A 14368-nucleotide genomic window follows, 5' to 3' on the forward strand; every position below is an offset into this window, starting at 1 on the left:
GAGGGAAACTATGGCAAATAGTAAAAAGTATGACGTAATAGTTGTTGGTGGTGGTCATGCAGGCTGTGAAGCAGCCTATGCAACTGCAAAAATGGGACTTAAAACACTATTGGTTACATTAAGTGTTGAAACCATTGCTTTAATGCCCTGCAACCCATCTATTGGTGGTTCTGCTAAAAGCCACCTTGTTTTTGAAATAGATGCTCTAGGTGGCTTAATGGGAAAAATTGCTGATAAAACTGCTATTCAAAAAAGAATTCTAAATCAAGGTAAAGGACCTGCTGTTCATGCTCTTAGAGCTCAGGTTAATCGCTTTAAATATAGTAGAAGAATGATCTCTTTTCTTGAAGGCGTCCATAATCTAGCTATTGTACAAGGTGAAGTAACTGCTTTACATGTAAACAATCAAACAATTAAAGGGATTGTATTAAATACGGGCTTAACATATAAAGCTAAAAGCGTTATTTTAACAACAGGAACTTACCTTCGTTCAAAAGTGATTATCGGGGATTTCGAAAAGAATATTGGCCCTAATGAAATTACAAGTACTTTTGAACTATCAGAAAATTTGCATAATTTAGGTTTTAATACTATGCGATTTAAAACAGGAACCCCACCAAGACTCGATAAAAGAACGTTAGACTATGCTAAGCTTGAGGTACAGTTAGGAGATGCAGATTATTATACTTTCAGTTTTTCTGAAAATATAGTGGAAAATCCACTGCCTAAAATTCCTTGCTACTTAACCCATACCTCAAAAGAAACAAAAAAAATAATAGAAAAAAACCTTCACCGTTCGCCCCTTCTTTCAGGTATTATTGAAGGGGTAGGACCTAGGTACTGTCCTTCTATTGAAGATAAAACAATCCGTTTCCCAGATAAAAATACCCATCACCTTTTTATTGAGCCAGAAGGCGAGGATGTAAATGAAATGTATTTACAAGGTTTTTCAACTAGCTTACCTGCTGATGTTCAAGAAGAAATGGTCCATTCTATAACGGGTCTTGAAAAAGCCCATATTATGAAATTAGCCTATGCAATTGAATATGATGTTATTCATGTTGAAGATCTTCATTTAACACTTGAATCAAAAAAGATTGAGAACCTCTATTTTGCTGGTCAAATCAACGGAACATCAGGTTATGAGGAAGCAGCCGCCCAAGGATTAATAGCTGGCATAAACAGTGGTTTAAAGCTTCTGAAAAAGGAATCCTTTATTTTAAGACGCAGTGAAAGCTATATTGGTGTATTAATCGATGATTTAGTAACAAAAGGTACCAAAGAACCTTATAGAATGTTTACTGCTAGAGCAGAATATCGTTTGCTCTTAAGACAATCCAATAGTGATCGACGATTAACAGAAAAAGCCTATGAACTCGACTTGATTAATTATGCTCAATTTATAGCTTTTAAAGAGAAAATAATGCGCATTAATGCTGAAGTAGAACGTCTAAAAGAGCTTTCCATTTCGCTCAAAAATGAAGCAGTAAAAAATCTCCTTAAAGAAAAAAATAGCACACCATTACAACAAGGCATTAAAGGTGGTGATTTACTTAAAAGACCAGAAATAAAATATATGGATTTAGAAAGAATATTCCCTCCTGAAGTGGAGTTATCCTATAAGGAAAAGGAAGAAGTTGAGCTCCTTATAAAATATGAAGGATATATTAAAAAACAAATTGAACAAGTTGAAAAGTTTAATAAAGGAGAAAAGAAAAAAATCCCTCATGATTTAATAGATTATAATCAAGTAAAAGGGCTACCTAGAGAAGCTATAGATAAGTTAAATCAAGTTAAGCCAATTTCTGTTGGGCAGGCTAGTAGAATTTCTGGTATTACACCAGCAGACATTCAGGTGCTCTTAATTTACTTAGAACATAAAAGAAGGAGCTAGTTAGATGACAATTGATACTTTAAAAGAATATGCTGATTTAAGTGAAAAACAGCTCTATCAGTTTAGCCAATACTATAGTCTTCTAACTTTTTATAATAAACAGTTTAATCTAACTGCCATTCGAAATCAAGATGAAACCCTTATAAAACATTTTGTAGACTCCATTATCTACAGTGAGATGGCTATGCTAAAAAAAGGTAACAGGATTCTTGATTTAGGAACTGGAGCTGGGCTTCCTGGAATTCCATTTTCCATTCTTTATCCAGAAAAAAAAATTCTTTTAGTAGATTCCTTAAATAAAAAAGTAAATTTTTTAAATACAGTTATAGAAAAACTTAATTTAAAAAATACAACAGTTCTTCATGCTAGAGGCGAAGCCTTAGGAAGAGATGAAAACTATCGAGAAAGCTTCCAAATTATTTTAGCACGTTCTGTAGCCTATTTACCAACCTTAAGTGAATATCTTCTACCTTTAGTAAAAGTTGGAAGCTACTGTATTGTAACTAAAGAAGCACCTTATGAAGAGGAAGTTGAAAAAAGCAAAAAAGCTATTAAACTTCTAGGTGGTAAAATTGATATAATAAGAAATTATACACTCCCTGTCTACAATAATGAGAGAGCCATTATCTACATAAAAAAAGAACAAAAAACACCAAACATATATCCCCGAAAAGCAGGCACCCCAAAGAAAAAACCACTATTCTAACAGTGTTGCCAATAGAACCTTTAATGAAGGAGGCATTTAATGAGTTATTTTTACTTTGAAAACAAGAAAATATATTACAAAGAAAAAGGTTATAGAAGGCCTTTGCTTTTACTCCATGGAAATGGTGTCTCTTCAACTATGTTCTATAGCCTCGCAAAAAAATATGAAAAAGACTATAACGTTGTTTTAATTGATTTTCTTGGTCATGGAAAATCAGAAAGACTTCAAGCCTTTCCAACGGATTTATGGTATTATGAAACTCTACAAGTACTTGCTTTTATAAATGAAAAAAATTTGATAAAATAAATCTCATTGGAATAAGTGGCGGGGCTTTAGTTGCAATTAATATTGCATTAGAAGCACCCCATTTAATAAATAAGATAGTAGCCGATAGTTTTGAAGGAGAGAAATCACTTAAACCAATTATTGATTATTTAATTTATGAAAGAAAAAAATCTACACACTCTATAAAAGCGCACTTTTTTCAATATTTCATGCATGGCTTTGATTGGCAATCAGTAATTGAAAAAGATACCAATGAAATTGTAAAACACCAAAAAGAAATAGGCTATTTTTTTCATAAAAAATAGAAACTTTAAAGCCAGAGATTCTATTAACAGGTAGCATGGAGGATGAATATTTTACATTATTTTCACCAAACCATCTTAAAAAAAGTATGAAAACATGCTTTTAAGAATTGGTCATGGAAAAATACACTTATTTGAAACAGGAAAACACCCCTCTTTACTCTCACAAGAAGATTCCTTTTATAAATTAAGTAAAATTTTTTCAATCACAACATATTTAAACGCTTAGATACAATAGCTCAAGAAATCCATGTTCTTTAATTTTAAACATAGCTTCTTGATATACAAAAATCAAGAAGCTATTATTTTGCAAAACTGTATGCTTCAGTAAACTCACATTGGCACATATTTTTCATCCAGTAATTCAGATCATAATAAAATAAGAAATGCCTTTCATATTTTTAAATTCCATATATATTACTACTTTCTTTCTTAATTTCCAAGCAAAGTATTTAAATCACTTTCAAGAGCATTACAAATATTTAAACAAAGCTTTAAACGTTGGATTACTATAGTTACCCGCCTCAATTAAATTAATTGTCTGCCTTGCACATCCTGCCAATTCTGCTAATTCTTCTTGTGTATAACCTTTTTGTTCTCTTTTACTTCTAATTAAGTCTTTTTTCATTTAATTAACTCCTATTCTAACTTTAGTTAAAGAGCAAAATTCTCATTTTTTATTAAAAACTAAAACAAAAAAGGAAGCTTTTATTTTCAAAGTTCCCTTTATTCATTAGTATTTTTTACTGCTCTTTTTAGTATATCGGTAAACTCAACAACATAACTTTACCATTCTTCTAATAACAAATTTTCTCCTATTATCACAGAATACTATTTATTCATTTTATAAAGAATAGAATTTTATTTTTCAGGTTTATTCAGTTGACATTTATTCACCTTTAATATTATTTCTTATGATTATAATCTAATTATCTTTTGATGAAAACTTGAACATTTTTTACTGCCTAAAAACGGGCTTTTTTATTTAATTTTCTATATCTATATTTTTGAGAATAAAAAATCTTTTTTATCTAAAACTATATCTATTACAATAGCATATGATTCTACTATACTATCATCCTTAACAATAAGAAGAACCTAATGCTTTTGCCTCTTTTCTATCCATGACTTGCCACGTTGTGATAAAATATTAAGACTTTCAACATATCCACCATACTCACCTTTTCTGATTAGATGACCTTAAGTGTATAAAAATTTTTTAAAGCTCCTACAGCATACAGTTTTACCCCCCCCCTTAAAATTAATATACTTGTATTCTGCAAGCTCATATTTATATGGTTTTTGCTTCATTGTTATATCATCTCATTTCTTACACAAACTGAATTATAATAGCATAAGACATTTAATGTCTTACATTTAGATTTTATGGTTGCTAATAATAGCAATCTTTAATTATAGAAAAGACTAGCTATTATATATAATAAGTTGAAAGTCATTAAAATCTATTTACTTCTTATTGTTATGTAACAAAATATAAATATTCTTCACTCTTTCAATACCCATGTTGTTAGTCACAAGTAAACTACATAACTTCTAAATCCTATAATTTATAAATTATGATAATCAAAAGCTAATGAAACTTTTGATTAATACTAGTTTCTACAGATTAGCACAATAAGCCCTAGCACTAACTTATTGTAATCTAGCGTTATCTTATAGGACATGTAAAGATATAAACCTTACGTGACGCTACGTCCTGTATTCATTAATATGATAATAAATACGCTCCCTATGCCTAGTAATATCCAGGAAGGATTTTAATCAATATTTAATCTAGTTGCTTTCACCTAAGTTTAGAACTAGATTGTTTTAAAAGATCAAAGTTTCTAGCTACCTCATTTCAGGGTGGCTTATTTCTTCTTTGCTTCATACTACAGTCTCCAGACATTATTAAAAAAACAAAAGCTTGTTTTCTTAAATAGTGTATAAGGTACTGCTGCTAATAAAAAATAAATTTAGTATATTTTTTATTATTAATGATGAAAAAACTAAGTGTAAAAATAATTTTATTTACTATTAAATGCTACTTGAAATAATTGCTACAGAATGTAGTAGATAAAAATTAAGTGAATATCATATTTTTATGATAATTTGGTAATAATATTTGTTTTTTAGGTTGATTGTATATTTTTTCTATGCTAATATGTACTTAGAGGTTACGTTTATTAGTAAATAGGCATAATTATTGCGTATTTACACGTATCTTTTGTTTTAAAAATTGTTACTCTGCTTTGCAAGGGTTGGGGTAACAATTTTTTATTTTACTTTTACAAGTTTAAAGTTTTTTGGGCATTTGTCAACTGTTAATGTTTATTGTACCTAAACGCTTTATTAAAGCTCAATTAAAATAGTCAGATTATTTTCTCACAAGAGAAAAATATATTTTTTCACTCTAATTTATTTACTTCGAATATACAAAAAACTTTGCTTAAAAAACATTACTTCTCAGTAAACACTTAAATAATAAAAGAAAGACCTGGATTCATGCAAACCCTTCTTTATAACTCAAATAGTAAATTGACATGATAACCTTCTAATAATTTAATAAGCAACAAAAAAGAATATTTATTATCTAGAAGTAAATACTCTTTTTTGTTCAAAGGGTTGCTTATATTCTTAAATATTTTTCTAAGTAGCAAAACCCTTTTTAATTCATTTTTTAGTTTTTTATTCTCCCTCTTTTACATACTCTAGTTTTTCATCTTTATTTTTTTTGAGGATTAATAAGAATCCTGCAACAATAACTAAAATATTACTAATACAAAAGCCAAAGCCAAAAAAGAATCCTAAAACGCCACACATTAAAAATATAATACCGCAAATGAGGGGTGATTTATCCTTTTTAATCATTATTGATGTTATTAAAACAATAACAGATAAAACACTACATACAACAATAGAAATATATGTCTGATTAGTTATATCTGCAACATATTTATTTACATCCGTTATACCTGAACTTTTTAGAGCTGATAACATCATAGGTGATTCAAATGCACTTAGACTTACAAATGATATAATAATTGCAATAATTGCAATAACAATAGCTACAATTCCAAGTACAAATTCTGTTTTTCTTTTCATAAAATACCTCCATTAATATTTCTTATTTTTTATATTTTTTTACAGTATATGTAATTAATGAAACACAGAGAACAATTGCAAGTATTGGTAAAACAATATATGCAAAGGGCTCTACTATGGTCATAATACTTATCCCTAATTGATTATTAATAATTGATGATAGAATTATAGCAGGATAAAAAATACAATAACCATTTGTGCATCATTATAGTTTCTAACATGAAAAAAAGTTGTATATAAAGCAATACAAATATATATTAATGATAAATAAACAAGTATTTCTTGCATATTAAAACCAGTCCCTGAAAAACTTGTATATATAATCATTAGTACATAGGCAATTACAACAAATAGAGTTGCTTCAACATATTTCGAAAGTACAATATATAGTTTTTTTACAGGCAAAGACTTTAATAACATCCTTGTACTAGCGTTATCTTCCGTATAACACATTTTGCCAATAAATAACATAGCTGCTAACCATGGAAAAATAAACCAACCACCAAATCTCATATTATCTTGAGAGTAGAAATAATTAGCAATAAAAAAACCAAAAACAAATCCCAGAGAAATTACAAAGTATTTAAAATTAAAAAGTATATCTTTCTTAATTAATTGAAACATTTTAGCGCCTCCATTTGCAAAAACTAAGATATCATCTAAATTATAAGTATTTCTATTATTAATTCTCAATAACACGTTGTCCATCAATTAAATTAAAAATTCCAAAATTTATTTTGCATCACTTATATAGTTTAAATAAAAAAATCATTCATAATAACATCATACGCCAACTGTTTACAGTAAGCACAGAAGTAATTACAAATGACTAGCATGTTGATTTTATATATTTTTTGCTACAAATAAGGTTAACAAAATCATCATTTAAAATAGATTATACAACTGTTTTTTATATTTTTATATTATATACTCATCAAAAACTACATGCAAGTATTTTTGTTAAAAAAATGAAAAAATATATATTTTTTCATTTTCATTCTTTCCTTGCATTTGAATAATATTTTCAATTCCATGAATATAAAATTTCTAATAATCCATATGCATACAACTGTTCAATAAAATTATTCACAAACTAACACCTCCAAATCTATATTTCACATATAAAAATTTAGCCTGCAATCTTTAAACATAATTAATAAAAATTAATTAAAGTTTTTATAATTAGTAAAAAAGATCTATTTAATTATTATGAATTGACAGAATCATAAAAAATAGCATACAATTATACTATTATTGAATTAATAAAAAGGAGGATTGTTTGTCAATTCAAAATTTAATAAAAATAGGAGGAGCTATACAATGAAAAGAAAAAAGTCATTTAATACAATGACATTTTTAATTACATCTTTATTTGTTGCTATAATATTATTGATGGCATTCACACCTATTGGTTATCTACAACTAGGATTAATTAAGGCCACTATTATTACAATACCTGTTATTTTAGGGCCCCATTATTTTAGGACCTAAAATTGGTGGATTACTTGGCCTTCTTTTTGGTTTTACAAGCTTAATTAGCAATACTTTTATGCCAGTACTATTATCCTTTGCTTTTTCCCCTTTTATCCCTATACCAGGTACGGAAAATGGCAGTTTATTGGCATTGGTAGTTTGTTTTCTACCTCGTATTCTAGTAGGCATTGTACCCTACTATGTTTTTACAATCCTACAAAAGTTAACCAAAGGCAATTCAAAATTCGAAGCGATATCTTTATCTATTGCTGGTATTGCTGGTATTGCTGGTATTGCTGGTATTGCTGGTATTGCTGGTATTGCTGGCGCAATGACAAATACCTTATTAGTCATGCACTTAATATTCTTTCTCTTTCAAGATGCTTATGCCTCTATTAAGGAAGTTTCAGTACAAGTTCTATATGGTGCTGTTCTTTCTATTGTTGGTACAATAGGCATCCCTGAAGCCCTCATTGCTGCTGTTGTTACATTTGCTGCTGGTAAGGCTCTACTTACCTTATAAAAAAGAGGGCCAATTGAAAAGAGACGAATAATGGTACTTTTAGTTGATATTGGGAATACAACAATATCCCTTGATCTTTTTAAAGAAAAAACTTTATAAACCAATTTCATTTGGCACCTATGGTGATTTAGAGCTCTTAAAAAGTGTTTGTTTAATAAAAATAAGGTTATCCATAATTGCTTTATTTCTTCAGTTGTCCCTAAACAATCTCAAGTATTTTCTCAAATTGTAGAGGAAACATTAAATTTAACACCTATTTTTGTAGATACTACTTTTAAGAGTAATATAAACATTGGCTTAGAAAACCCAGAAACCCTTGGCAATGATCGATTTGCTAATAATATTGGTGCTCAAAGCCTTTACCCAAATAAGCATTTATTAGTTATTGACTTTGGAACTGCTATTACCTATGACTACATAAATGAAAATGGTATTCTGTCTTTTGGGCTTATTACTCTAGGCATTGAATCTACATTAAAAAGCCTTTCTCAAAATACGGCTCAGCTACCTCAAATTGAGGCACTTCAAAAGAAGGGATTCTATACAGGGAAAAACACTAAGGAAAGCATTGCTGCAGGACTCTATTATAGTAAAATTGGCGAAGTTAATCACATAATTAATTCTTTAAAATAAGAATTAGGTATTGATAATCTTTTAGTAATTGCTACTGGCGATCATGCTTCCTATGTCTCCGAAGGAACAAAACTAATTAATCAAGTTGAACCTAATTTAATTTTTAAAGGTTTAGAAGTGCTTTATAAAGAGAATATATAAAAGGAGAACATCCCATGAAAACTATTGTTTTAGGTGTCTGCGGCGGCATTGCTGCTTATAAGGTATTGGAAATAACATCCAGCTTAAAAAAATTAGATTATGATGTTCATGTGATTATGGCTAAAAATGCAACAGAATTTATCAGACCATTATCCTTTCAATCAATTAGTGGTAATGAAGTAATAACAGATATGTTCATAAAACCAACATCATTTAATATACAACATATTTCATTAGCAAAAAAGCAGACTTATTATTAATAGTACCTGCTACTGCTAATATTATTGGAAAAGTTGCTAACGGTATTGCAGGTGATATACTTTCAACAACTGTTATGGCAACAAAAGCGCCCGTTATTTTTGCACCTGCTATGAATACCAACATGTACAACAATCCAATTTATAAAAAAATGAAGCTTATCTAAAATCCACAGGCTATTATTTTATTAATCCCTTATTGTGGTGATATTGGAGCAGGAAAGCTGCCTTCTCCAGAAGCTATTGTTGACTACATCCGCAGCTTAATAAGCCATGTTAAAGATTTAAAAGGTAAAAAAATACTTATTACGGCAGGACCTACACAATCCAAACTTGATCCTGTTCGTTATCTTTCAAATTTTTCTTCAGGAAAAATGGGTTATGCACTTGCCAGAGAAGCTAGGAGTAGGGGAGCCTTTGTTACCTTAATTAAAGGGCTAACACAGCTTAAAGAAATCCCTTACATTAAGACTATGTCTGTAACTACAAACGAGGAAATGAAAAAAGAAATAGATGCAATTTATGAAGAAATGGATATTGTCATTATGGCAGCAGCGGTATTAGACTATAAAATTAAGGATTTTTCTAATTCTAAAATTAAAAAAACAATGAGAAATTAAATCTTCAACTCATAAAAGACCAAAATATTCTTAAAACATTAGGTGAAAAAATCCCACCAACTTTTAGTCGGTTTTGCTGCTGAAACTAATAATCTAATGGACTATGCAATGAAAAAATTAAAACTAAAAAACCTTGATTACATTATTGCAAATGACATTACTATAAAAAATAGTGGATTTTCTAGTGACTATAACACAGTCTCTGTTCTATCAGCAGATGGCCGTATTAACCATCTTAACAAACAAGAAAAAAGCAATCTTGCAACTAAAATATTTGATATTCTTTTAAAAAAGTAAAAGTATAATATTTATAAATATTAAATTTACATTGCTGCAATTAAGCTAATCACTTTTCCAATAACACGGAATCTTTTTCCCACATCATCAATAGTAAAAAATAATTCTTCACCTAAGCCATTTAAATCAAAATACAACTTAGTATCTTTAATTTTAATGCGCCTTATATTAATTTTTTCACTACCTTCTAAGACAATGGCCAATACATCTCCATTAAAAAATTTTTCTCGACGTCTTATTAATACGTATTGATCTAAAAGGATTTGACTGATAGCACTATGATAATATAATCTCCCTTCATCTCCCAATCGATAAAAGAAAAAATTACCTGCGCCAAAAACACTGCAGGCAAATCGAAAGTAGGTTATAACATTTTCATCTGATAAAAATGGTTTTTCGCCTATGAAGTGGCTCACTAAGGGAATTCTAAATTCTCTAGTTGATAATTCTTCAACACTTTCTGCTATTTTCTCTTCATTTCTATCAATGCCTAGTAAATATTCACTAGTTACATTAAAGATAGCTACAATTTTCCTAATAGTAGCATAGTCCATTTCTCTTTGATCGTTAACATATCTAGAAACTGATTGTTTACTTACTCCCAACAAACCACTTAACTGGACATATACTAAAAAAGTAGACAGGAAAAAGTGAAACATGTTTTAAATAAGTAGACACATAAGAAAGGATAAAATTATGAATAATTACAAGAAATACGATGAAGAATTTAAAAAAAGTATTGTTAATTTACACCAAAACGGTAAAACTCAATCCCAACTTTCTAAAGAATATGGTGTCTCCATGTCTGCTTTACACAAGTGGATTAAACTTTATTCTCAGGTTAGAATTGATGATGATACTATTCTAACCGCTAAGCAGATTAAGGATCTTCAAAAGCGTAATGCTCGACTCTAGGAGGAAAATATCATTTTAAAAAAAGCAATTGCCATATTCACGCCTCACTCAGACAAAGATTAATGGCTGTTCATACCCTTCGTTTTCAGCACGCTATCTCTTTTCTTTGTCATGTCCTTAAAGTGAACCGCAGCTCCTATTACAAATACTTTTCGGAAAAACTTTCTCCTAGAACTATTGAGAATTAAAAACTCCGTCAGCTTATTCTCGGAGATTTGTCATCTTACTAAGAGACGTATTGGCCCATCTAAGATTAAGGCTCTTCTTTCCTATGACTATGGCATCAACATCAGTATTGGTAGAGCGAGCCGCCTGATGACTGACATGAATCTTCCTAAAATGCCTACTATCAAACTTCGGTTTATTCATCCGAGGTCTATTCCCAATTTTGATTGCCCTAACTACCTAAATATGGATTTATTTTCTCGTAAAATTATTGCTTGGAAGCTCTCTCTTAAAATTGATACTTCTCTTGTTAAGGATACTTTTATCAAAGCCTTTTATTCTCAAAAACCTTCTACTTCTCTTATTTTTCATTCTGACAGAGGTTCCTAATATACTTCTTTTATCTTTAGAAAGCTCCTTGATTCTTTTGGTATCATTCAATCTTTTTCTAAGCTTTCTCATCCTTGGGACAATGCTGTCGTTGAGTCCTTTTTAAATATATGAAAAAAGAAGAAATTCTTCGTAGGTCTTTTTCTTCCTTTGCTCAAATTAAGCTTTCCTGCTTTGAACACATTGAGGGCTTCTACAACCCCCTATACGTCCCCACTCTGCTAATAACATTCTTTCTCCTAATTCCAAAGAAGACTATTTTTTCACTTCTATTAAAACTTAATTTCACTTTTTCTATCTACTCTATTGACATTCTTCCAAGCTAATGTATATGTTATGTCAATTTTTTCCCATACCGCATACAAAGTAACATCACTTGTTCCCATTGTAAATAGTGCTTCATCAGTATACTCTATATTTCCATCTTCTTGTGTTGACCAACCTATAAAAGTATTTTCATCACTTAAAAATTCATTTTTTGGTAAATTTTGACTTTCTCCTTCTTATGTAATAGTATTCATGGTTCCTATTCCACCATTACTATCAAATTTCATGGTGCTAACACCCTTTACTGTTACATATGAAATAACACTCCCAACCTTATTATTAGAGTCTATAATATCCATAGTTAATTTTTTCTCCAATAATTGAAAAATCAATGGGTTGTGTCTTTTTAGCTGTATAACCGTCTCTCAAATATGCTACTAAATTAGTATCCTCTGGTATTGGATCACCAATACTAATTGTTTTTCTAATTGGAGAGGCTAACTTAACAATATCACAATCATCTATATATCCCTGTGCATGAAGATGGTAGTTACTAAAAGATATATATCTTTTACAATAATTAATTCTTGTTACAGAAGATTTTGCATTAAAATATCCATAGTGAAATGCCCATGAAAAAGCAGAATACAACTCAGTTAGTATTATTATTATCTACTGCATATTCATTATTCATCGAAATCACAGCATAACTAGGCGCCCCTCCTGAATAATGCCAAAAAGACCATGAATAAAGAGCCCCCTCATCTGTTAATAATGTTTGACCTAACATTCCAGAACTATACGTATCACTATCCAAACTATCAAAATTTTTTCCACTATGAGGCTTGGGATTAAGAATCCCTTCTCTACAAATTTTAATAGGTTTATGCGTTGATAATGACCACCCAGGAACCTGTTCTTCATTTATTAAATTGCTATCTTCTATTGTATGCATAGTAAAATAATCAGATTCATCAAAACTCTTATTTTGAAGCTCTGTTGGATAAGGTATAATTTGCGATCCTTGTATTCCATTTTCAATCAATGAACAACAAAACATCATAAAACCAACTAAAAACATTATTAATATTATTCCACAAAAATTTTTTTAACATTCATTTTTACTCCTTAACTTTCAGCAAACTATACATAGACACATAACAGCATATAAATAATAAAAAACACCTCAAGTGTTTTATAAATTTTCATCATCTTTAGCTAAGCATATTGTTATATTATACTTTCGTCATAGCGTCATAATTCATAGTATTATAATATACTTTAACGCAAAATCACATGAAAATTCTTGATATATACTATCAGTAAATAATATTTATTTTGAATATTATAAAACCATCTCATTTTTATGTACATAAAAATTACAACCTCTACAAATTGTAACAAAATCGTCAATTTAAAAAGCTAATTTTATAATTTCAGATTGTATATCAACATTTATAAAGACAATGATTGTTTTTCAAAATTTACAAAAAGCATATTTTATATGATATAGTATAATAAATAAAATTCTAAAAAGTTAAGCTATCATAATAAATAATTTTTTTATTACTATTTTTGACGAAAAATAAAAATATAAGGAGGAATTAATTATGACAACAAAAAAGAAAAAGTCTATAATTGGTGGAATTGCTTTACTTATAATTATGAGTCTTATTGCCTGCACCCTTGCTGTTCTCTTTTACAACACAAATTCTATACAAAACGTATTTCGGTAAGTGAGTCAGTTAGTGCTACTTTAGATGAACCAAACTTTAATCAAAATCCAGATAATAGGATTATAGCACCTGGCAAAACTATTACAAAAGATCCAACCCTTACAATTCAGACTGGAAGTAGTGATTGTTATGCACGAATATTGGCAAAAGTTCCTAATAGCTTTATTGGAAGCTTTGATACGGAATCTGATGGACATTTCACAGCAGGTTCAAATTGGTCATATATAGGTCAACATGCTCCAGATGGAGATACAGCTGTTTATGAATATATGTGCAACGATATAATTTCAAATAATAATAACTCAGATACTACATTAAATCCTGTTTTTTCTAATCTACATATTAAAAGTAATATAGGTATAACAGATTGAAGAAACATTGCTGTAAAAGAAATAAATGTTGTTGCTCAAGTTGTTGCAAGAAATGATTACACAAACCCATATGATGCATTTTCAGCAGCAGGACCACTTCAGGTTATTAAAAAGTATTCATTATTCGTTAAAAATTAATAATATGAACCCCACTTCAATGTAAATTAAGAGTGGAGTTCTATTATTTTATTCTAATATGTTTATTTTCTATACCCTATAGTAATAGTATGAATTTTCATCATGTTATTATACACCTTTGGAACAATCCTAATAAATGGGATTCCAAAT

Annotated in this window: 14 protein-coding genes and 4 pseudogenes; 10 read left to right on the top strand and 8 right to left on the bottom strand. The window is 29.3% G+C overall.

The genetic code is table 11. The features are described 5' to 3' along the window. Window positions 1–10: 10 nt before the first annotated feature. From mnmG to AZF37_RS09190, 3 genes are read left to right on the top strand one after another with little or no spacing between them, the layout of a single operon-like run. The gene (gene mnmG / locus AZF37_RS09180; RefSeq protein WP_088370504.1) at window positions 11–1894 is read left to right on the top strand and encodes a tRNA uridine-5-carboxymethylaminomethyl(34) synthesis enzyme MnmG; all 1884 of its coding nucleotides are present in this window, start codon (window positions 11–13) and stop codon (window positions 1892–1894) included. Between the two features lie 4 nt (window positions 1895–1898). Continuing rightward, the gene (gene rsmG, locus AZF37_RS09185; protein WP_088370505.1) at window positions 1899–2600 is read left to right on the top strand and encodes a 16S rRNA (guanine(527)-N(7))-methyltransferase RsmG; all 702 of its coding nucleotides are present in this window, start codon (window positions 1899–1901) and stop codon (window positions 2598–2600) included. A 39-nt stretch (window positions 2601–2639) separates the two neighbouring features. Beyond that, on the top strand, window positions 2640–2906 hold the full coding sequence (locus AZF37_RS09190) for an alpha/beta fold hydrolase (protein ID WP_088370506.1): 267 nt from the start codon (window positions 2640–2642) through the stop codon (window positions 2904–2906). Window positions 2907–3659: 753 nt separating this feature from the next. Here the strand turns inward: AZF37_RS09190 and AZF37_RS09195 are convergent. The 3 genes from AZF37_RS09195 to AZF37_RS09205 all read right to left on the bottom strand — a co-directional run bounded on the left by AZF37_RS09195 (window position 3660) and on the right by AZF37_RS09205 (window position 7000). Continuing rightward, window positions 3660–3815 carry a helix-turn-helix transcriptional regulator gene (locus AZF37_RS09195; RefSeq protein ID WP_245611956.1) on the bottom strand — a complete coding sequence of 52 codons (156 nt, stop codon included), beginning with the start codon at window positions 3813–3815 and terminating at the stop codon, window positions 3660–3662. A 2060-nt stretch (window positions 3816–5875) separates the two neighbouring features. After that, a complete protein-coding gene (locus AZF37_RS09200) occupies window positions 5876–6292 on the bottom strand; it encodes a DUF4064 domain-containing protein (RefSeq protein ID WP_088370507.1) in 417 nt (138 codons plus the stop codon). Between the two features lie 165 nt (window positions 6293–6457). After that, window positions 6458–7000: an ABC-2 transporter permease gene (locus AZF37_RS09205; protein ID WP_088370508.1), complete on the bottom strand. Its 543-nt coding sequence runs from the start codon at window positions 6998–7000 to the stop codon at window positions 6458–6460. Between the two features lie 612 nt (window positions 7001–7612). Between AZF37_RS09205 and AZF37_RS12935 the strand changes: the two genes are divergently transcribed. From AZF37_RS12935 to AZF37_RS11965, 5 genes and pseudogenes are all read left to right on the top strand, one after another. Next, complete coding sequence (locus AZF37_RS12935) at window positions 7613–7783, top strand: hypothetical protein (protein WP_342668659.1); 171 nt, start codon at window positions 7613–7615, stop codon at window positions 7781–7783. Window positions 7784–7841: 58 nt separating this feature from the next. Next, entirely contained in the window at window positions 7842–8288 is a 447-nt protein-coding gene (locus tag AZF37_RS09210) for a hypothetical protein (protein WP_425425430.1), read from the top strand. 147 nt (window positions 8289–8435) lie between these two features. Then, window positions 8436–8921, top strand: coding sequence for a type III pantothenate kinase (locus AZF37_RS09215; RefSeq protein ID WP_088370509.1), 486 nt, complete (start codon window positions 8436–8438; stop codon window positions 8919–8921). 155 nt (window positions 8922–9076) lie between these two features. Then, window positions 9077–9486 (top strand): annotated as a pseudogene (locus AZF37_RS11960) (flavoprotein). A gap of 138 nt (window positions 9487–9624) precedes the next feature. After that, window positions 9625–10236, top strand: a pseudogene (locus tag AZF37_RS11965) (phosphopantothenoylcysteine decarboxylase domain-containing protein). 26 nt (window positions 10237–10262) lie between these two features. On the opposite strand, the gene AZF37_RS09225 reads toward AZF37_RS11965, so the two are convergent. Continuing rightward, a complete protein-coding gene (locus tag AZF37_RS09225) occupies window positions 10263–10895 on the bottom strand; it encodes a helix-turn-helix domain-containing protein (RefSeq protein ID WP_088370510.1) in 633 nt (210 codons plus the stop codon). A 37-nt stretch (window positions 10896–10932) separates the two neighbouring features. On the opposite strand from AZF37_RS09225, the pseudogene AZF37_RS09230 reads away from it, so the two are divergent. Then, window positions 10933–11989, top strand: a pseudogene (locus AZF37_RS09230) (DDE-type integrase/transposase/recombinase). Here the strand turns inward: AZF37_RS09230 and AZF37_RS12560 are convergent. From AZF37_RS12560 to AZF37_RS09245, 4 genes and pseudogenes are all read right to left on the bottom strand, one after another. Next, window positions 11979–12194 (bottom strand): annotated as a pseudogene (locus AZF37_RS12560) (InlB B-repeat-containing protein); the annotation flags it as partial. The pseudogenes AZF37_RS09230 and AZF37_RS12560 sit on opposite strands and share 11 nt — an antisense overlap. A gap of 15 nt (window positions 12195–12209) precedes the next feature. Further along, a complete protein-coding gene (locus AZF37_RS12565) occupies window positions 12210–12332 on the bottom strand; it encodes a hypothetical protein (protein WP_281178871.1) in 123 nt (40 codons plus the stop codon). Next, on the bottom strand, window positions 12313–12624 hold the full coding sequence (locus AZF37_RS09240; protein ID WP_088370512.1) for a hypothetical protein: 312 nt from the start codon (window positions 12622–12624) through the stop codon (window positions 12313–12315). The genes AZF37_RS12565 and AZF37_RS09240 overlap by 20 nt, the downstream gene beginning before the upstream one ends. Window position 12625: 1 nt before the next feature. Beyond that, the gene (locus tag AZF37_RS09245) at window positions 12626–13054 is read right to left on the bottom strand and encodes a hypothetical protein (RefSeq protein WP_088370513.1); all 429 of its coding nucleotides are present in this window, start codon (window positions 13052–13054) and stop codon (window positions 12626–12628) included. Between the two features lie 795 nt (window positions 13055–13849). Here AZF37_RS09245 and AZF37_RS09250 point away from each other — a divergent pair. Then, a complete protein-coding gene (locus AZF37_RS09250) occupies window positions 13850–14080 on the top strand; it encodes a hypothetical protein (protein WP_088370514.1) in 231 nt (76 codons plus the stop codon). Window positions 14081–14368 lie beyond the last annotated feature (288 nt).

It is taken from the genome of endosymbiont 'TC1' of Trimyema compressum (assembly GCF_001584725.1).
Taxonomy (GTDB): domain Bacteria; phylum Bacillota; class TC1; order TC1; family TC1; genus TC1.